Source organism: Gordonia sp. (in: high G+C Gram-positive bacteria), assembly GCF_052106715.1.
Lineage (GTDB): Bacteria > Actinomycetota > Actinomycetes > Mycobacteriales > Mycobacteriaceae > Gordonia.
In genome coordinates, this window is record NZ_JBQEDL010000007.1 from 64,614 (window position 1) to 84,177 (window position 19,564).

Below are 19,564 nucleotides of genomic sequence, written 5' to 3' on the forward strand. Positions count from 1 at the left end.
GAGCGTGGGCCCCAGTCGCGCCGTGTCATGGCGGTGTGGTGCCCCGACTGGCCTGCGGTTGCGGCGGCGACGGCGGTCGGGCTCTCCGCGGTCGACTCGATCGCGGTCCTGGACGCGGGCAAGGTGCAGGCGTGCTCGCGAGCGGCGCGAGCGGTCGGCGTTCGACGCGGTATGCGGAAGCGGCAGGCGCAGTCGCTGTGTCCGGATCTGACGGTGGCCGACGCCGACCCGGCACGTGACGGGCGGCTGTTCGACCCGGTGGTGACGGCGGTGACCGAGGTGGTTCCGCTGACTGAAGTGCTGCGGCCTGGCCTGCTGGTGGTGACCGCCGACCGTGCCTCGCGCTACTTCGGGGGCGAGGACGCACTCGCCGAACAGATCGTCGATGCGGTCGCCGCGACTGGAGTCACCGCATCGGTCGGGACCGCAGACGAACTGTTCACCGCGGTGCTTGCCGCACGGTCTGGGCAGATCGTGCCGCCCGGGACCGACGCCGCCTATCTGGCGACCCGGCCGATCTCCGACCTGACCGTCGAAGCGGTACTCTCGGTGCCCGAGCGCGCCGACCTCGTGGATCTGCTGTGGCGGTTGGGTATTCGGACGCTCGGGTCGTTCGCCGAGTTGGCTGCCGCCGACGTCGCCTCCCGATTCACCGCCGACGCGATCGGCGCGCACCGGCTGGCGGCCGGGCTGCCCGGACGACGTCCCAGCCGTGCGCCGATCCCGGTCGCGCTCGAAGTGGAGCACACCTGCGATCCGCCGATCGATCGGATCGACGCCGCCGCGTTCCTCGGGCGACGCCTCGCCGACGACCTGCACCACCGTCTGACGGCGGCGTCGCTGGCGTGCACCCGACTGACCGTGCATGCGATCACCGAACGCGGGCAGCGGCATTCGCGGACCTGGCGATGCGCGGAGCCGCTCACCCCGGAGGCGACGGCCGCCCGGGTGCGATGGCAGTTGGAAGGCTGGCTGACCGGAACCGCTGGCGGGGCAGGTGCGCCCGACTCGCCGATCGCCCGTCTGCTCCTCGAACCCGTCGAAGTAGTGGACCCCGGCACCCTTCAGTACACGTTCGTCGGGGCCGGACTGCCCGCGGCTGTCGGCGACGGACTCGGCGATCGTGCGCGGCGCGCGTTGATTCGCGTGCAAGGTCTGCTCGGTGGGGAAGCGGTGCGCGTCCCTGTGCACAGTGGTGGTCGCGGGCCTGCCGAGCAGGTCGCTCTGGTGGCGCTCGGCGACGAACTCGTCGCCCCGCGCGACCCGGATGCGGCGTGGCCCGACCGGTTGGCTCGTCCGTCTCCCGCGCTGTTGTCGCACACTGACGCCGAAGTCCTCGACGCGCAGGGGCGACTGGTCGCGGTGACCCCGCGCGGAGCGTTCACCGCCGAACCCACCGATGTGCGGATCGGGCGGAGTCTCCATCGTCTGCGGTGGTGGGCCGGGCCGTGGCCGTTCGGTTCGTCTCCTCAGCCCCCGGCCGTATCCGCGAGAGCCCAAGTGCTGCTGGAGGATTCGCGTGCCCTGCTGCTCTGCTACCGGGAAGACGCTTGGATGGTGGAGGGTGTGTACGAGTAGGTCCCCATCTTGTGCTGATCGAGCCCTCTGCCTGCTGATCGAGCCCTCTGCCTGCTGATCGAGCGGAGTCGAGATCCTGCCGACTCCGCTGATCGAGCGGAGTCGAGATTGTTTGTGCACGTTGCGGCCTCGACTTCGCTCGACCGGCGTGGCGGTCTCGACTTCGCTCGACCGGCGTGAAGGGGCCTCGACTTCGCTCGACCGGCGTGAAGGGGCCTCGACTTCGCTCGACCGGCGTGGCGGTCTCGACTTCGCTCGACCGGCGTGGGTGGGGGCGGCGCTAGTCCTTCTGCCCCAGGGCGGCACTCGATTCGCCGACCACGAGGAACTCCTGGTGCATGATTCGGGTGGTCAGGCGGGGGAGGAGGCTGTGGCCTGCGTCGACGAGATCGCCGAGGAATGTGTTGGCCCGCTTCGGTCGGTCGACGATGGCGTGAAGGACGCGGGTCGCCGCTTTGTCGACACTCCAGACGCCGTGCTGGGACTCGTAGGCATCGGTCGGAGCGATCATCCGCGTCCGTGTCAGCGGGAGCCGGACGGTGCTGAACGTGACGTGGTCCGACAGTGTCTCCGCCGCCGTTGCCGCACTGAATGCTTCGAGTGCGGCCTTCGACGCGCTGTAGGCGCCGAATCGCGGACCGCGACTCTGCACCGCGATCGACGACACGTTCACCACATGGCCCGCCTGGCGCGCGACCATGTGCGGCAGTAGCGCGAGCGTCATGTAGACCGCCCCGAAATAGTTGACGGCCATCGTCCGCTGGTAATCGTGCGAGCGGTTCACCGAGTTCAACGTCGACCGACGGATCGAGCGGCCGGCATTGTTGACCAGCACATCGACGTAGGAGTGTTCGGCGATGATCGACTTGACGACCGTCTGCACCGCCGCCTCATCGGTGATGTCGGCCTGATACGCGTAGGCGCGACCCAAGGGGAAGCCGTCTTCCGGCGTCTCGGCCTCTAGTTCGGCAACCGCTTCGGCGAGTCGGTCCGAATCGCGGGCCACCAGGAAAACGTTCGCGCCGCGCATGACGCACATGCGGGCCGTCGCACGACCGATGCCCGCCGATGATCCGGTGATCAAGATGTTCTTGCCGACCAACGGGCCCCGCACATCGGCGCGACGGTATCGAGCCGGGTCGAGATGGTCGTACCAGTAGCGCCACAGGCGCGGGCCGTAGTCGTTCAGATCGGGCACTTCCACGCCGAAGCCACGCAGTATCGAGACGGACTCATCGCTGCGAAAGTCGACGGGCAGCGATACGAGATCAGCCATCACCGGCGGGATACCCATCTGCGTGACCAGCAGGTCGCGAGCGGCGCGCAGCGGGGCCCGGCCTCCGGCGGCGAGGAACGGCCGGACCAGTGCGTTCGGTACCGCGTCGAACCCCTGCGGGGCGTCGAAGGCCGGAGCCAACGCGTTCACCATGTCGGTGATGGTGTGCGGCGTCGGATCGGCCAGATGGAACACCAGACCGGAGTCAGTGGGCCGGTGGTCGACGAGTGCGACGATCGCGTCTGCGACGTAATCGACCGGCGCCAGTTCGATACGCCCGAGATCGGGCATCGGCACCTTCATGAACGACGGCAGTTTGCCAAGCGATGCGAGTTGCCCGAAGAAGTAGTACGGGCCGTCGATCTTGTCCATCTCGCCGGTCCGTGAGTCGCCGACGACCGCCGTCGGGCGGTAGACGCGCCACCGCAGATCGTGGGTGTCGCGAACGACCCTCTCGGCTTCGAACTTGGTTCGGTGATACGGGGTTGGGAAGCCCTGCCCCTTGTCGAAGTCCGCTTCGGTGAAGACGCCGTCGTAATCGCCTGCCACCGCGATCGACGAGATGTGGTGCAGCATGGCGTCGAGATCGACTGCGAGCGCCGCGACCCGGCGGGTGCCCTCGACGTTCGCGGCCTGCTGTGGTGCGGCTTCGGCCGCCATGTCGTAGATCGCGGCGAGGTGGATGACGTGGTCGACGTCGCCGAGACCGCTGAGGTCACGGATACCGAGTCCGTCGACCGTGAGATCGCCCGGCACCGTGACCACGCGGTCGCCGCCGGGGATCGTTTCGAGCAGGGCTGCGAAGGACGGCACGGATCTGGCCCGCACCACAGCGGTGATGCGAGCGTTGGCGTCTGCGTCGAGCAGGCGCTGCAAGACGCGACGGCCGATGAAGCCGCTTGCGCCTGTAACGAGGTATCCGGTCACTGAAACAGGTTCTCACATTTGTATCGAGTGTGGTCGAAGGGAGGAGTCGGGCGAGGCGAGCCTTGACGGCCGACCGTCGGCGGTGAAGCGTGAAGCCATGCCCGTCGCTGAACTGCTCCGTCTCGGAACTGCCCGCACGATCGTCCGCTGGGGCGACCCCGTCCTTCATCGGCGGGCCCGACCGGTGACCGACTTCGGCGACGACCTCCAACAACTTCTGGCCGACATGTTCGCGACCAACCGTGCCGCGTCGGGTGCAGGCCTCGCGGCACAGCAGATCGGCGTCGACCTCGCCGCCTTCATCTACGACTGCACCGACGAGACCGGGCGTCGTCGCACGGGTGTCGTCTGCAATCCCGAATGCGAGTTGCCGGAGGGCGACGAGCGACGCCTGGTCTCGTACGACGAAGGGTGCTTGTCGCTGCCCGGCGCGTTCGTCGACGTGGACCGGCCCGATGTCGCGACGTGCCGCGGATGGGACCAGTACGGCGACCCGATCACCTTGACCGGCGGCGGCACCTTCGGGCGATGCCTGCAGCACGAGACCGACCACCTGAACGGGATGGTCTTCGGCGACCGGTTGTCTTCGCGTAAACGCAAGCAGCTGTATCGACGGTTCGAGGAGACGGCCGCCGAGTACCCGGCGGGGTGGCCTGCGGAGTAGATACGCCGCGCGAGGTTTCGAGTACTCGAACGTACGTTCTATAATTGTGGGGTGGGTTGGAGTAACGGGCCGCCGACCTGGTCGGAGATGGAGAGAGTGCTCTCGGGGCGTGCTCCGGGGGCCGGCGATCGGCGCGGCGAGACGTTTCCGCCCACGTTCAACGGATCGGTTCCCGGCGATGGCGGGGACTCACCGGCGTGGTCGCGCAAGCGCGGCGAGTACGTGGCCGCCGACATCGCGCACGGGACGTCGAGCGTCGCCTACGCGGAGCTGCACGCGCACAGCTCGTACAGCTTTCTCGACGGTGCGTCGATGCCCGAGGCGATGGTCGAGGAAGCGCAACGGCTCGGCCTGACGGCGCTGGCGCTGACCGACCACGACGGCTTCTACGGCGTCGTTCGCTTCGCTGAAGCCGCCCGTGAGTTCGGCATGCCGACCGTGTTCGGCGCCGAGTTATCGCTGCAGCGCGACGCGCCGCGTGCCGGGGCCGTCGACCCGCCCGGCGATCACCTGCTGATTCTGGCGCGCGGCGACGAAGGTTACCGCCGACTGTCGCGGGTCATCGCGGACGCGCACATGACCGGCGGCGAGAAGGGGCTCTTGAGATACGACGCCGACGCGATCACCGCCGCCGCGTCGGGCGGGCACTGGCAGATCCTCACCGGCTGCCGCAAAGGTTCAGTGCGTCGTGGGCTGGCGCGCGCCGGACGGGTCGGCGCACGCGATGCGCTCGGCGACCTCGTCGAGAGGTTCGGAGCGTCGAACGTGGCCGTCGAGCTGACAGCGACGGGTGTCTCCGACGACGACGAACGCAACGCGATCCTCGCCGGTCTGGCCGCGGAGATGGGACTGTCGACGGTCGCGACGACGGGAGCCCACTTCGCCGGGCCGTCGAACCGGCGGCTGGCGACTGCGGTGGCCGCCGTCCGCGCACGCACCGACATCACGACTATCGACGGCTGGCTACCCGGCGTCGGCGGCGCGCATCTGCGCAGCGGAGACGAGATGGCCAGGCTGCTGCCCGCACACCTCGACGCCATCGACAACGCCGTCCAGTTGGCCGCCGACTGCGCGTTCTCCCTCGGCCTGATCGCGCCGAACCTGCCACCGTTCGACGTTCCTGACGGGCACACCGAGGCGAGTTGGCTGCGGCATCTCACCGAAGAGGGCGCGTCGCGTCGCTACGGGACGCGCGCCGAACGGCCCGACGCGTATCGGCAGCTCGACCACGAGCTCGCGATCATCGAGACCCTCACGTTTCCCGGCTACTTCCTCGTGGTCCACGACATCGTCTCGTTCTGCAAGAACAACGACATCCTGTGCCAGGGGCGGGGGAGCTCGGCGAACTCCGCGGTCTGTTTCGCGCTCGGCATCACCAACGTCGACCCGGTCGGCAACCACCTGTTGTTCGAGCGGTTCCTCTCGCCCGAGCGCGACGGTCCGCCCGACATCGACGTCGACATCGAATCCGACCGCCGCGAAGAGGTGATCCAGTACGTGTACTCGCGGCACGGGCGCTCGCACAGCGCGCAGGTCGCCAACGTCATCACCTATCGGGGACGCTCCGCCGTCCGCGACATGGCGCGTGCTCTCGGCTACGCGCCCGGCCAGCAGGACGCGTGGAGCAAGATCCCCGACTCCGCGCCCGACGACGTGCGCGACCTCGCGTCGCAGATCTCCTCCATGCCAAGACATCTCGGCATCCACTCGGGCGGGATGGTGATCTGCGACCGGCCGATCGCCGACGTGTGCCCCACCGAATGGGCGCGCATGCCGGGACGCAGCGTCCTGCAGTGGGACAAAGACGACTGCGCGGCCGTCGGCCTCGTCAAATTCGACCTCCTCGGCCTCGGCATGCTGTCGGCGCTGCACTACGCGATTGACCTGGTCCGCGAGCACAAGGGGATCGACGTCGACCTCGCACAACTCGACCTCACCGAGGAGGCCGTCTACGACATGCTGTGCCGCGCGGACTCGGTCGGCGTCTTCCAGGTGGAGTCGCGCGCGCAGATGGCGACGCTGCCGCGGTTGAAGCCGCGGAACTTCTACGACCTCGTCGTCGAAGTCGCGCTCATCCGACCGGGGCCGATCCAGGGCGGATCGGTGCACCCGTACATCCGACGCCGGGACGGCAAGGAGCCGGTGATCGTCGACCATCCGTCGATGCACAAGTCGCTCGACCGGACGCTCGGCATCCCGCTGTTCCAGGAGCAGATGATGCAGGTGGCGGTGGACGTCGCCGGATTCGACGCGTCCGAAGCGGACCAACTGCGGCGCGCGATGGGCTCCAAACGGTCGCCGGAACGAATGGAACGACTGCGCAAACGTTTCTACGACGGGATGCATCAGACACATGGGATCGAGGGCGCGGTGGCCGACCGCATCTACGAGAAGATGGCCGCGTTCGCCAATTTCGGTTTCCCCGAGAGTCATTCGCAGAGTTTCGCGTCGATCGTCTTCTATTCGTCGTGGTTCAAGCTGCACCATCCGGCGGTCTTCTGCGCGGCACTGCTGCGCGCACAGCCGATGGGCTTCTACTCGCCGCAGAGCCTCGTCGCCGACGCGCGACGGCACGGTGTTCAGGTGCATCGGCCGGACGTGAACCGCTCGCGCTCGTACGCGTGGCTGGAGAACGGCGGCCTCGACGTGCGGGTCGGGCTGGCTGCGGTACGCGGACTGTCGGACGACGCCGCACAGCGCATCGTCGACGCACGGGAGTCTGGTCCGTTCACATCGGTCGCCGACCTGTCGCGCCGGACGGAGCTGACGCTGCCGCAGTTGGAGTCATTGGCGACGGCGGGCGCCTTCGAATGTTTCGGGCTCGATCGTCGCGCCGCGCTGTGGGAGGCGGGTGCGGCCGCCGGACTACGCGACGATCAACTCGAGGTGGCCTCCCCGCGCGAGGCTCCGACGCTGCCCGGTATGTCGGAGGTGGAATTGACTGCGGTGGACGCGATCTCGACCGGGATCTCACCGCGCGCTTACCCGACCCAATATCTGCGGCCTCGCTTGAACGCGATGGGAGTGACGCCCGCCGACGGACTGCTCGCCGTTCCCGACGGCACCCGCGTGCTGGTCGGGGGAGCGGTCACGCACCGGCAACGCCCGGCGACAGCGTCCGGGGTGACGTTCGTGAATCTCGAAGACGAGACCGGCATGGTCAACGTGGTGTGTTCGGTTGGCCTGTGGTCGCGGTATCGGACGCTCGCCCAGACCTCGTCCGCACTCCTGATCCGCGGCAAGGTGCAGAACGCCGAAGGTGCGGTGACAGTCGTTGCCGATCGATTGAGCAAGCTGGATCTGAAGGTCGGGACGCGGTCACGGGACTGGTGTTGAGGGGTCTCGACTTCGCTCGACCAGCGGGAAACGATCGACCAGCGGGAAACGATCGACCAGCGGGAAACGATCGACCAGCGGGAAATGATCGACCAGCGGGAAACGCTCGACCAGCGGGGAAGGCTCGACCAGCGGGGAAGGCTCGACCAGCGGGGAAGGCGTAGTCAGCGGTTGTGCGTTCCTACGCTGGCGCCGCTCGATCAGCCTGCTGATCGAGCGGAGTCGAGATCACACCCGCCGCGGTTCGGGCCCCACATACCGTGCGATCGGTCGGATGATCTTGCCTTCGGCGGCCTGCTCGAGGATGTTCGCCGTCCAGCCGACGACGCGTGCGACGCCGAACGTCGGCGTGAACATCGTCGGCGGGAGTCCGACCTCGTGCATCAGTACGCCCGCGTAGAACTCGACGTTCGCGTACAGCTTGCGCCCCGGCTTGAGTTCGTTGATCGCCGACTCGATCTCGGCTTCGACGGCTGTCGCCTGTCGGACAAGAGGCGAATCGTAGCGCTCTCGCACAACAGATTTGAGAAGTTCCGCACGAGGATCGTGAGTTCGGTACACGGCGTGACCGAAGCCCATGATGATCTCGCCGCGTTCGATCCGGCCACGTACCCAGTCGCGCGTGTTCGACGGGTCGCCGATCTCGTCCAACGCGGCGAGCGCCCGACTCGGCGCACCCCCGTGCAGCGGGCCGAGGAACGCGCCGAGAGCACCGAGGACCGACGAGGTCATGTCCGATCCCGTCGAGGCGACCACACGCCCGGCGAACGTCGACGCGTTGAAGCCGTGGTCGATCGTCGTGATCAGGTACGTGCGCAGGGAGTCGGCCGACTCCGCGTCCGTCGACCCCGTCGCCATCCGCAGGTAGTCGGAGACGTGGTCTGCGGAAGGATCGGCATCGAGGACCTCCAGACCCTGCGAGATCCGATGTGCCGCAGCCAGAACGGTGGGAACGACCGCGGCTGCTCGCAGAGCCGCATCGACGCGCTCGTCCTCGTTCATGTCGAACAGGGGACGATCGCCCGCACCTATCGCGGCCAGCGCCACGCGAAGCGCGGCGAGAGGTTCGACGTCCGGCCCGACCACCGTGCGCAACAGATCGACCGTCGCACCGTCGATCGGGCGAAGCGCGCCGACGCGATGGGCGAACGCCGCCGACTGCTCCGGCGAGGGCAGTGTCCCGTGCACCATCAGATGCCAGACGTCCTCGAAGGTCGACCGCCGTGCGAGGTCGGTCGCGTCGTACTCACGGTAGTGATAGAAGCCCTCCTCGCCTCGGACGTCGCCCACCTCGGTATCGGTGACGATGACGTTCTTCAGGCCGCGCGGAACGCTGATCGGTGTGCTCATGTCTCGATCATCACGCTGTTGATCAATGTCTGCAATGTTGATTGAATCAACCGGTGGATCAGTGGATCACCACGTCGGAGGCCGCGGCGAGGCTCGGCGTCAAGCGCGGAACGCTGTACTCGTATGTGAGTCGCGGCGTGCTGGAGTCCCGACGTCAGCCCGGCCAGTCCGAGTCGTTGTTCGACCGCACCCAGATCGATTCACTCGCAGTGGCCAAGCACGACGGTCGCCGCGCGGGGGACCGATTGCTGCGCTTCCGCGCGGTGTCCACACAGGTGTCGTCGATCCGCGATGGTCGGCTGTACCTGCGAGGGCGCGATATCGCGGACGTGTGCGCCGAGATGGGATTCGCGGCCGCCGCACGATTCGTGCTCGACGTGGACGAGCCGCTCGGGGCGCCGACCGTTGAGAACTCAGGGACCGCCGCAGTTGACGTGGAACGACGGATCCCGCTCACCGTCGCGTTGATCGCCGCGCACGATCCGCTCCGCTCGGACCGCACGGATGCGTCTGCTCGCGTCCTCGGCTTGGTTCCCGTTCTTGCGGCGGTCGTTCCGGAGATCGACTTCGCGCACCCCTGGGTGGACCTGTTGGCGACGACATTGATCGACAACGGACTCGCCGCGTCGACGACAGCCGCACGAGTCGCGGCGTCGGCGCGCGCAGGTGTCTTCGACGCTCTGCTGGCCGGCTATGCGGCGCTGTCCGGGCCGTTGCATGGCGGGGCGCCCGCTGCCGCGTACGAGTTGGTCAGTGCAGTCGTCGACGGGACTCCCGTCGACCGGGCCCTGGCCGACGCCGTGGTCGAGGGCCGACTGCCGGGGTTCGGGCACGTCATCTATCGCGGGCCGGACCCGCGGGCGCAGATCGTGTTCGACCGTATCCGCCGCGATGCGCCTGACTCAGCCGCGCTCGCCGCCGCAGACCAGATCATTGCCCGCGCAGGCCGAGCGGTGAACATTGACCTCGCGAGCGCCGTGATCGCGCGCGAACTCGGCGTCGGGCCGCGAGCAGGTGAAGTCCTGTTCCAATACGGCAGGACGATCGGGATGGCCGCGCACGCGGTCGAGGAGTATGGGGAAGCGCCGCTGCGGTGGCGGGGGAGCAGCGGCGGGTAGCCGGGACGCCTCGACCCGCGCTGTGTCCGCCGGAGTCGGCAGCATTCTCCGGTGGCGCGAGAGTCTGGGGACGCCACTGTCTCGACTCGTTAGAACCGGGTCTCGACTCCGCTCGACCAGCAGGAACGGGCTCGACCGGCAGGAACGGGCTCGACCGGCAGGAACGGGCTCGACCGGCGGGAAAGGGCTCGACCGGCGGGAAAGGGCTCGACCAGCAGGAAAGGGATCGACCAGCAGATAGGGATCGACGAGAAGGTACGGGCTAGACCGCTCCCTCGAAACCGTACTGACGCCACGCTTCGTAGAGGGCGACGCTGGTCGCGTTCGCGAGATTCATCGAGCGGCGGTCGGGGAGCATCGGGATCCGCAGCTGCTCGGTGATGTGCATGTCGTTGAGAACGTCGTCGGGCAGTCCGGTGGGCTCCGGTCCGAACAGCAGCACGTCGCCTGCCTGATACTCGACGTCGGTGTGGAAGCGAGTCGCGTGCGAGCTGAAGGCGAACACCCGCTCGGGCTTAAGCCGGTCCCACGCGGTCTGCAGGTCCGGGTGGACGGTCACGTTCGCCATCTCGTGATAGTCGAGCCCCGCGCGCTTGACCTGTGTGTCGGTCATCGTGAAGCCGAGTGGCTCGATCAGGTGCAGCTCGCAGCCGGTGTTGGCGGCGATCCGGATCGCGTTACCTGTATTGGGCGGGATGCAGGGCTGGTAGTACATGATCCGGAACACGGGGAGAGTCTATGCCCCGTCAGAATCCCTTGACACACACCGAACACTCGTGCGAGACTGATATGTCCGCAGCAAACAGCGTCGATCATCTCACGATCCGCGAGCACCGCTGCGAATCTCCTGAGGACCTCTGGGTCTGGGATCGCGCGCCGTTACAAAGCGCTGCGACCAACGAGAGCCTCATTGAAGTCTCGACTTCGCTCGACTAGCGGAAATAACCCGCTCGAACAGCGAAGATGCTTCGCCGACACAGCGAAGACACTCCGCGAAAGCGAAGATTCGGGCCGAATTCGGAGCCCAAGACCCACGACTTACCAGCAGTGACGCGCTGCGTTGCTGCCTACTACTCATGCCGAGGAGGCATACACATGCATACGAAGAACATGATCACCACGATCAACACCGACCCGTCCGATCTCGATCCGCGCCAGACCGTCTGGTTCCAGATCGACGACGCCACCGGCTTCTACGTGACCGTCGAGGAGTTCCTCGCCGTCGCACGTTCGCAGCAGATGGTGGCCGCCTGATCGGCCATTCAACCGACGCGTGGAACAATAGAACACCGTGACGGCGATTCGACTGGACGGCAAGCTCACCCGAGACGAGATCTTCACTGACCTGAAGGCGCGCGTGGACACTCTCCACGCGGCAGGCATCACCCCAGGACTGGGGACGGTGCTGGTCGGAGAGGATCCCGGCTCGCAGAGCTACGTGAAGGGCAAGCACTCCGACTGCGCGAAAGTCGGCATCGCATCGATCCGCAGGGACCTGCCCGCAGACATCACGCAGGAACAACTGGACGCGACGATCGACGAACTCAACGCCGACCCGAGCTGCACCGGATACATCGTTCAGTTGCCGCTCCCGAAGCACCTCGACGAGAACGCAGCCCTCGAACGGATCGCGCCGGAGAAGGATGCTGACGGTCTTCACCCGATCAACCTGGGACGACTCGTGCTCGGCAAGGAGTCGACGCTCCCGTGCACACCGCGTGGCGTCATCCACCTGCTGCGCCGCTACGACATTCCGCTCGACGGCGCGCACGTGACCGTCATCGGACGCGGCGTGACGATCGGCCGCCCTATCGGGCTGCTGCTGACGCGCCGCAGCGAGAACGCGACCGTCACCCTGTGCCACACCGGCACTCGTGACCTCGCCGCCGAGATCCGCCGCGCAGACATCGTCGTCGCGGCGGCCGGCGTGGCACACCTGGTCACCGCCGACATGGTCAAGCCCGGCGCAGCAGTCGTCGACGTCGGCGTCTCCCGCACCGACGAAGGACTCAAGGGCGACGTCGCACCCGAGGTGTGGGACGTCGCCGGAGCCGTCTCGCCCAACCCGGGCGGAGTCGGACCGCTGACTCGCGCCTTCTTGCTCGCGAACGTCGTGGAGCGCGCCGAACAGCAACTGGCGGCCGCGAGCTCCTGATGGCAGACGACCGCGTCGACGAACTCCGGCGAGCACGCCGGATCCACGGCTATATCGTGAACATCCCGTTCTACGTGGTGCTCGCGCTGGTCGCCGTGGCTGCGCTGCTCGTCCTCTTGGACCGGTGGCGCCGCGGCGCCGTCGTGTTCGGCGCGGCGCTCCTGGTCGCCGCTACCATCCGGGCGCTGCTTCCGACGCCCCGCGTCGGGTTGCTCCAGATTCGGAGTCGGCCATTCGACGTCGCGACCATGGCTGTTCTCGGCATATCCGTGCTGTGGCTTGCGACTTCGATCGACTCGCTGGGGTCCTGAGCGGTCTCGACTCCGCTCGACCAGCAGTTGGAGGGGTCTCGACTCCGCTCGACCAGCAGCTTTCGCTCGACCAGCGGCAGGTTGCAAAGAGAAGTGTGCAACGGTGGAGTATGCACGAAAACACCGAGACGGACCTCTATCGCCGTTGGCTCGACGACATCTGGAACGGTCCGAAGGACCGTGCGAAGCTCGCGGAGATCGCTGAGGAGTTCGTCGACGAGGACTTCGTCGGTCACTGGCCGACGACAGATGTGAACGGACCGGGCAAGCTTGCGGCGCTCGTCGCCGCAGTGAAGGCGACGCACACCGAGCTCACCTACTCACTCGAAGTGGAACCCTTCGGTGCCGATGGATACGTCGCGGCGCGATGGATCAGCCACGGAGCCCTGCGAGCGGGGGAGACGGACTACTCGTCCGGTAACGACATCCTGCGCATCGAAGACGGGCGACTCGTCGAATGCTGGGTCGCCTCACCCGGCATGTGATTCAGCGCCGCGACCGCGCCAAGGCGATCGTCTCGCGGAGCAACTCGCCGATCGGCTCCTTCGCCGTCAGGAAGCCGTCGTGGCCCGCGTCGGACTCGATCACGCTAAGCTCGCCGACCGTGCCGGCGAGCTCGTCGGCAATCTGTTGTTGCTGGTAGATCGGGTACAGACGGTCCGAGTCGATACCGCCGACGACAGTCGGGACAGCGCAACCGTTCAGTGCGGCCTTCCACCCGCCGCGACCGCGCCCGACGTCGTGATTGTTCAGCACATCCGACAACACGACGTAACTGCCCGGGTCGAAGCGGGCCTTCAACTTCTCCGACTGGTACTCGAGGTAGCTGGCGATCGCGTAGCGACCGCCGTTCAACGGATCCTCCTCGCCCTGCGGCCGGTTCTCGAACCGGTCATCGAGTTCGCGGCCACTCCGATACGAGAGGTGAGCGATCCGCCGGGCGACGCCCATCCCGGTCATCGGCGCGCGGCCGGTGCCGTAGTAGTCGCCGCCCTGCCAGTCCGCGTCGCCTTTGATGGCGGCGATCTGGGTGGTCTGGGTGCCGATCTGGTCGCCCGACGCGTGCGGGCCGACAGCGAGGATCAGCGCGGCGTCGAATCTGTCGGGGTGGGTGACGATCCACTCCAACGCGCGTGCGCCGCCCATCGATCCGCCTGCGACAGCGGCGAATCGGGTGATGCCGATCTGGTCGAACGCGATCTGCTCGGAGCGGACCAGATCACGGACGGTGAGCGTGGGGAAGCGTGACCCCCATGGCCTGCCGTCCGGTGCGATCGACCCGGGACCGGTGGAGCCGTAGCATCCGCCGATCGAGTTCGGCGCGATCACGCACCACTCGTCGGTGTCGACGGCAGCGCCGCTCCCGACGAGTCCGTCCCACCAACCGGTCATCGAAAACCGATCGTCGGCAGGGCCGGTGACGTGGGAGTTGCCGGTCAGCGCATGCAGCGCGAGCACGATGTTGTCGCGCGCAGCGTTGGGACGACCCCACTTCTGAAAGCTGACCGTGACATCGGCGAGAACGGCCCCCGAGTCGAGGGCGAGATCGCCGATGCGCACGGCGACGTCCGACCCGTCCGGGCGGTCAGCCCAGTCCGGATCGAACGTCGTGGCGGCCGGGTCGACGCTCACCGACACCGGACGCCCCCTCTGCGTGCTCGAATCACTTGGCGGCCTTGAAGCCTTCGGTCAGGTCGGCGAGGATGTCGTCGATTCCTTCGATACCGACGGCCAGACGGACCAGACCCGGTGTGACGCCCGCAGCGAGCAGCTCGTCGCCCGCCAACTGGCTGTGCGTGGTCGATGCCGGGTGGATCACCAGCGAACGGACGTCACCGATGTTGGCGACGTGGCTGTGCAGTGACAGTCCGTTCACGAACTTCTTGCCCGCTTCGACACCACCCTCGATCTCGAAGCCGATGACCGCGCCCTGGCCCTTGGGCAGGAGCTCCTGGCCGCGCTTGTAGTACGGCGACGATTCGAGGCCCGCGTACGACACCGACGTGACCTGGGGGTGTGCTTCCAGGAACGCCGCGACCTTCTGCGCGTTCGCGACGTGCCGCTCCACGCGCAGGCTCAACGTCTCGACGCCCTGCGCCAGCAGGAACGCGTTGAACGGAGAGATCGCTGAACCGGTGTCGCGCAGCAACTGGACGCGTGCCTTGAGGGCGTATGCAGGGGCACCGAGATCGGCGAAGACGACGCCGTTGTAGCTCGGGTCCGGAGTGGTGAATCCGGGGAACAGGTCCTTGCCGTCGCGCTGGACGCGCCAGTCGAAGGTGCCGCCGTCGATCAGGACGCCGCCGATGGAGGTGCCGTGGCCGCCGATGTACTTGGTCGCCGAATGCACGACGACGTCGGCGCCGTGCTTGAGCGGGTTCAGCAGGTACGGGGTGGCGACGGTGTTGTCGACGATGAGCGGGAGGCCTGCGTCGTGCGCGACCTTCGACAGGCCGTCCAGGTCAAGGATCTGGTTGTGCGGGTTCGCGACGGTTTCGCCGAACAGTGCGCGCGTGTTCGGCTTGATCGCGGCCTTCCACGACTCGAGGTCGTCGGGGTCGTCGACGAACGACACCTCGATGCCAAACTTTGGCAGCGTGTAGTGGAAGAGGTTGAACGTGCCGCCGTAGATGCGGGGACTGGATACGACGTGGCCACCCGCCTCGACGATGTTCTGGATTGCGTAGGTCGTGGCGGCCTGACCGGACGACACGAGGAGAGCGGCGACGCCACCCTCGAGGGCGGCCAGACGCTGTTCGACGGCGTCCTGCGTCGGGTTCATGATGCGCGTGTAGATGTTGCCGGGCTCGGCGAGGGAGAACAGGTTCGCGGCGTGATCGGTGTTGTTGAACACGTACGACGTGGTCTGGTAGATCGGCAAAGCACGAGCGTTGGTGGTCTCGTCGACGACCTGCCCGGCATGTACCTGCGTGGTCTCGAAACTCCAGTTCGCGGCGTCAGACATACGGCGTCATCACTTTCTGTGGTCGGCGCGGGGCGTGGCCCCGCTCGGTCAGGGTCCGACCTTCGGACCCGCGCTTGCGGCCCCGAAGCTGTTCCTCGACGCCGCCAGGTCATCACCCGGAGCACCCCACCGCGGTTGGAGGGTTGCCGGTCAGCAAGCCGGGGCTCAGCACTGACACTCATGACCTGTCAGAGACAATATCTCACCGATATTCGGACACGGGAAGGCCAGACCGTCGGAAGGTTAAACCCTTCCGTCCGATCGTGGCGTTGTGCTAGGCCTGCACATCAGACGATGGGGCGCCCCTCCTTGCGGGCCTGACGCCATTCCTTGATGAAGGCGCGGACGATCACGGTGAGCGTGCTCAGTGTGATGAGCGGCCACACCAGAACATAGATGGTCATCCAGACTGCGTTCATTCGTCGTCCTCTCGGCTCGTGGAGACCGATGAGGTCTCCGATTCCAGTCGGTCAAGTTCGGCGTCGAGATCCTCGCCTGCGGTCTCGTCCACGCTGGGTCGGTCCATGTCGGCGGCCCCGGCTGCGTCGTCGGGGTCGTCGAAGTTGCCGGTGCGGACCGCGATCACGTCGAAGTCGAAGCGCGGGCCCTTGTTGAGCATCGTCAGTGCGGCGCACACCATGGTGCTCACCGCGTACGCGACCAACGAGCCCGACAGCACGGCGTACTGGTGCAGGAACCCGATGGAGAACGGGGCGGCGGCGGCGATGGAGACGATGCCGATGACGAACGCAGCCTTCTTGCCGAAGAAGCCGAACGCCATGAGGCCGAGTACGACACCGATACCGATGGTCGACAGGACGTCGAAGAAGATGCCGACCCCGCCGTCCATCGAGATCCACGAGAAGCGGACCGGAAGGAAGAACAGCAGCGCGACGACCACGGCGACACTGAACGACATGTTCGTAACGCGGTTCCAGTAGAACGACGCGATCACCGGGAACACGAGGGCGCCCCACAGAGCACCGACGAACACCAGTAGATCGAGAATGTTCAGGTTGCTTCCGGCGAACACGAGGGCAGCGCAAGTCGCCACGATCATCGTGATGCGGCCGATCAGCACCATCGTCGCGGGGTTTGCCTTCTTCTTCCCGGCGATGTTCTGTCCGTAGATGTCGGCCATGACTATCGACGCGAGAGCCGTCATATCGGCGTCGGCGGTGGACGCCAGGGACCCGATGATCATGATGAAGAACAGGCACAGCAGGATCGCTGGCAGATAGGTGGCGGCCATCTGCGGGATCAGGTTGTTGACGTCGCCGTCCATCGGCTCGAGACCTGAGTAGAGCGCGAGCACACCGAGCATGCCGACGCCGATGATCGCCGAACCGTACCCGAAGGTCGCGGTGATGAACGTCTTCTTGATCAGGTCTTCACGAACCGCGAACAGACGCTGCGCGATCGTCTGGTTGCCGATCGCGTAGGCGAGGACGGCCGCGATGTACGGCGCACCCTGGTTGTAGAAAGCGTCCGAGGAGAAAAAGTTGCCCTGCGCTTCGGTCAGGTTGCCCGCACCCGTTGTGAACAGATCGGGCCCGCCCGCGGCGAAGAACACCACCGGGATGATGATGACGACCGCGCCGAGCATGAACACGACCTGTACGAAGTCGGTCAGCACCGAGGCGCGGAAGCCGGACCAGAGCGTGTACAGCAGGACGCCGCCGCCGATCGCGATGATGCCTTGGGTGAACGAGAACGGCGACAGCATGGCGACGAGCGCGCCGCCCGCGATCAAGTTGGACGTCAGGCTGATCAGGCTGCCGAGGATGTTCGACCCGGCGAGCAGCAACTGGCTGGACCGTCCGTTGCGCGCGAACATCACCTCGGCGATGGTGTGGGCGTTCGGTGCGACCTTTCGGATGCGGCGGCCGAACGGGTAGATCAGCAGGATCATCAGCGCGCCCCACAGCCCGTAATGGATGGGGCCGGAGATGCCGTAGGTGTAGCCGGACGTCGCGGAGGCGTACATCGACGACGCCCAGATCCAGGTGGCGGTCATCGACGCGGACGAGATGCCGAATCCGATCTTGCCGCCGCCGGTCATGTAGCCGTCGGCGTTCTCGTTGCGGCGGCTGATCCGCCAGGCGATGTAGAGGCTGGTACCGAAGAACGCCACGTAGAGCAGCAGGACTACCGGGCCCGAGAGAGTTATCGAGTCTGTCATTGAGGAATCACTTTCGCGTCGCGCGACGCTGATGCGTCGCGACCTAGTGGTCTGCGGGATTCACTCCGGTGTCAGACGTCCGGCGGCTCCACCTGTCCCGGCGCGGTGGCGAACCGTGCAGCGGGGGCGGGAAACCTGACGAGGAAGCCGGTGACGTTGCGGGCCGTCGGCACGACTGTCCTTTCTCTCGGGTGGGGTCACTTTTCGTGACATGGACAGAAGTGTCTTGTACCTAAACTGAGCCGAACATGCGAGTTAACATGGCGCGGCCCGGGCTCGCGAAAGTCGCGTACGCACAGGTAAGCCGTGGTTCACGCGCAGGTGCGCAACGTGTTGTACTTCACATTTCGGACGCGGAGGCGGCCGGTGGTCGACGTCACCGATCCGCGAGGAATGGGTCGACGCGTCGCCTACGTTATGCGACTGTGCGCGAAACGTCTGTGACCCTGGAAACGGCCCAAGCCAACCCGACTCGTTCCGGCGACTTGGGCCATTCTTCACGTCGGCTGGCGCTCATCGTGATCGTCCTCGCACTCGGTGGATTCGGTATCGGCACCACCGAGTTCGTCGCGATGGGGCTGCTGCCGAACATCGCGGGCGATCTCGGGATCGACGAGCCGACAGCCGGACACCTCATCTCGGCGTATGCGATCGGCGTCGTGATCGGTGCGCCCGTCATCGCAGTGGCCGCGTCTCGGATGTCCCGGCGGTCGCTGCTGATCTGGCTGATGGTCGCGTTCACGGCAGGCAACGCGCTGAGTCTGGTGGCGCAGTCGTACGGGATGTTGATGGTCGCGCGTGTGATCGCAGGCCTTCCGCACGGCGCCTACTTCGGTGTCGCGGCGCTCGTTGCCGCACATCTGGCAGGCCCGGGACGACGCGCGCAAGCCGTCGGACAGGTGATGCTCGGACTGTCGGTAGCCAATGTGCTCGGCGTGCCCGCGGCGACCTGGCTTGGTCAACATTTCGGGTGGCGCAGCGCCATCGCGATGGTCGTCGTGATCGGAGTGGTCACCGTCGCCGCACTCTGGAAGGTGATGCCGACTCTGAACGACATGGCGACGACGGACCCGCGGACCGAACTGGGCGGCCTCAAGAGCAGGCAGATCTGGCTGACGTTGATCGTCGGCATGATCGGCTTCGGTGGCTTCTTCGCGTTCTACACCTATCTGAACACCGCGCTGACCTCAGTCGGCGGACTCGCGGACTGGACTGTCCCGATCGCGCTCGCGCTGTTCGGGCTCGGCATGGTGTCCGGCAACATTATCGGCGGAAGGCTCGCCGACCTGCTCGGCGAACGCTCAATCGTGATCGGCATGCTCGGTGCGGCGCTCGCCCTCGGACTCTTCGCACTCGTCGTCGGAACCGGCTGGCCTGCGATCATCGTCGCCTTCCTCGTCGGGTCCTCGGGATCGATCGCGCTTCCCGGGCTGCAGACGCGACTGATGGACGTCGCGCACGACGCCCAGACCATCGCCGCCGCCCTCAATCATTCGGCGTTGAACGTCGCGAATGCGATAGGAGCTGCGGCTGGCGGCCTCGTCATCTCCGCCGGCTGGGGCTACCGGGCGCCCTCGCTGGTCGGCGCACTGTTCGCTCTGAGTGGTGCGGCGATCCTCGGAGTGGCCATTGTAATGAACCGTCGCAGCACAGAACCTGTCAGCGTCGCCGGCTCCACAGTGACCGACTAGGGTCGGGGACC

16 protein-coding genes and 1 riboswitch are annotated in these 19,564 nt (G+C 66.7%); of the genes, 9 read left to right on the forward strand and 7 right to left on the reverse strand.

Annotated elements, in window-relative coordinates; translation table 11 throughout:
- Window positions 1-27: 27 nt before the first annotated feature.
- Window positions 28-1,578: a DNA polymerase Y family protein gene (locus tag ACTIMF_RS05430; RefSeq protein ID WP_442349253.1), complete on the forward strand. Its 1,551-nt coding sequence runs from the start codon at window positions 28-30 to the stop codon at window positions 1,576-1,578.
- Window positions 1,579-1,858: 280 nt separating this feature from the next.
- On the opposite strand, the gene ACTIMF_RS05435 is transcribed toward ACTIMF_RS05430, so the two are convergent.
- A complete protein-coding gene (locus tag ACTIMF_RS05435) occupies window positions 1,859-3,781 on the reverse strand; it encodes an SDR family oxidoreductase (protein ID WP_442349254.1) in 1,923 nt (640 codons plus the stop codon).
- Between the two features lie 97 nt (window positions 3,782-3,878).
- On the opposite strand from ACTIMF_RS05435, the gene def reads away from it, so the two are divergent.
- Window positions 3,879-4,445 (forward strand): peptide deformylase, encoded by a 567-nt coding sequence (def, locus tag ACTIMF_RS05440; RefSeq protein ID WP_442349255.1) that lies wholly within the window; start codon window positions 3,879-3,881, stop codon window positions 4,443-4,445.
- Window positions 4,446-4,496: 51 nt separating this feature from the next.
- Window positions 4,497-7,781: an error-prone DNA polymerase gene (locus ACTIMF_RS05445; RefSeq protein WP_442349256.1), complete on the forward strand. Its 3,285-nt coding sequence runs from the start codon at window positions 4,497-4,499 to the stop codon at window positions 7,779-7,781.
- Between the two features lie 228 nt (window positions 7,782-8,009).
- Here ACTIMF_RS05445 and ACTIMF_RS05450 read toward each other — a convergent pair whose 3' ends face one another.
- A complete protein-coding gene (locus tag ACTIMF_RS05450) occupies window positions 8,010-9,131 on the reverse strand; it encodes a citrate/2-methylcitrate synthase (protein ID WP_442349257.1) in 1,122 nt (373 codons plus the stop codon).
- A gap of 53 nt (window positions 9,132-9,184) precedes the next feature.
- On the opposite strand from ACTIMF_RS05450, the gene ACTIMF_RS05455 reads away from it, so the two are divergent.
- Window positions 9,185-10,249: a citrate/2-methylcitrate synthase gene (locus tag ACTIMF_RS05455; protein WP_442349258.1), complete on the forward strand. Its 1,065-nt coding sequence runs from the start codon at window positions 9,185-9,187 to the stop codon at window positions 10,247-10,249.
- Window positions 10,250-10,511: 262 nt separating this feature from the next.
- Here ACTIMF_RS05455 and ACTIMF_RS05460 read toward each other — a convergent pair whose 3' ends face one another.
- A complete protein-coding gene (locus ACTIMF_RS05460; RefSeq protein WP_442349259.1) occupies window positions 10,512-10,976 on the reverse strand; it encodes a tRNA (cytidine(34)-2'-O)-methyltransferase in 465 nt (154 codons plus the stop codon).
- Window positions 10,977-11,344: 368 nt separating this feature from the next.
- Between ACTIMF_RS05460 and ACTIMF_RS05465 the strand changes: the two genes are divergently transcribed.
- The 4 genes from ACTIMF_RS05465 to ACTIMF_RS05480 all read left to right on the forward strand — a co-directional run bounded on the left by ACTIMF_RS05465 (window position 11,345) and on the right by ACTIMF_RS05480 (window position 13,200).
- On the forward strand, window positions 11,345-11,503 hold the full coding sequence (locus ACTIMF_RS05465; RefSeq protein WP_442349260.1) for a hypothetical protein: 159 nt from the start codon (window positions 11,345-11,347) through the stop codon (window positions 11,501-11,503).
- 37 nt (window positions 11,504-11,540) lie between these two features.
- On the forward strand, window positions 11,541-12,404 hold the full coding sequence (locus ACTIMF_RS05470; protein ID WP_442349261.1) for a bifunctional methylenetetrahydrofolate dehydrogenase/methenyltetrahydrofolate cyclohydrolase: 864 nt from the start codon (window positions 11,541-11,543) through the stop codon (window positions 12,402-12,404).
- The gene (locus tag ACTIMF_RS05475; RefSeq protein ID WP_442349262.1) at window positions 12,404-12,715 is read left to right on the forward strand and encodes a DUF3017 domain-containing protein; all 312 of its coding nucleotides are present in this window, start codon (window positions 12,404-12,406) and stop codon (window positions 12,713-12,715) included. The genes ACTIMF_RS05470 and ACTIMF_RS05475 overlap by 1 nt, the downstream gene beginning before the upstream one ends.
- 110 nt (window positions 12,716-12,825) lie before the next feature.
- On the forward strand, window positions 12,826-13,200 hold the full coding sequence (locus ACTIMF_RS05480) for a nuclear transport factor 2 family protein (protein ID WP_442349263.1): 375 nt from the start codon (window positions 12,826-12,828) through the stop codon (window positions 13,198-13,200).
- 1 nt (window position 13,201) lies between these two features.
- Here ACTIMF_RS05480 and metX read toward each other — a convergent pair whose 3' ends face one another.
- From metX to ACTIMF_RS05500, 4 genes are all read right to left on the reverse strand, one after another.
- Complete coding sequence (gene metX / locus ACTIMF_RS05485; protein ID WP_442349264.1) at window positions 13,202-14,353, reverse strand: homoserine O-acetyltransferase MetX; 1,152 nt, start codon at window positions 14,351-14,353, stop codon at window positions 13,202-13,204.
- Window positions 14,354-14,378: 25 nt separating this feature from the next.
- On the reverse strand, window positions 14,379-15,680 hold the full coding sequence (locus ACTIMF_RS05490; RefSeq protein WP_442349265.1) for a bifunctional o-acetylhomoserine/o-acetylserine sulfhydrylase: 1,302 nt from the start codon (window positions 15,678-15,680) through the stop codon (window positions 14,379-14,381).
- A 65-nt stretch (window positions 15,681-15,745) separates the two neighbouring features.
- Window positions 15,746-15,866: riboswitch (SAM riboswitch) on the reverse strand.
- A 101-nt stretch (window positions 15,867-15,967) separates the two neighbouring features.
- Window positions 15,968-16,099: a putative transporter small subunit gene (locus tag ACTIMF_RS05495; protein ID WP_442349266.1), complete on the reverse strand. Its 132-nt coding sequence runs from the start codon at window positions 16,097-16,099 to the stop codon at window positions 15,968-15,970.
- The gene (locus ACTIMF_RS05500) at window positions 16,096-17,862 is read right to left on the reverse strand and encodes a sodium:solute symporter family protein (protein ID WP_442349267.1); all 1,767 of its coding nucleotides are present in this window, start codon (window positions 17,860-17,862) and stop codon (window positions 16,096-16,098) included. Before ACTIMF_RS05500 ends, ACTIMF_RS05495 begins: the two co-directional genes overlap by 4 nt.
- 485 nt (window positions 17,863-18,347) lie before the next feature.
- Between ACTIMF_RS05500 and ACTIMF_RS05505 the strand changes: the two genes are divergently transcribed.
- The gene (locus ACTIMF_RS05505; RefSeq protein ID WP_442349319.1) at window positions 18,348-19,553 is read left to right on the forward strand and encodes an MFS transporter; all 1,206 of its coding nucleotides are present in this window, start codon (window positions 18,348-18,350) and stop codon (window positions 19,551-19,553) included.
- Window positions 19,554-19,564: the final 11 nt, after the last annotated feature.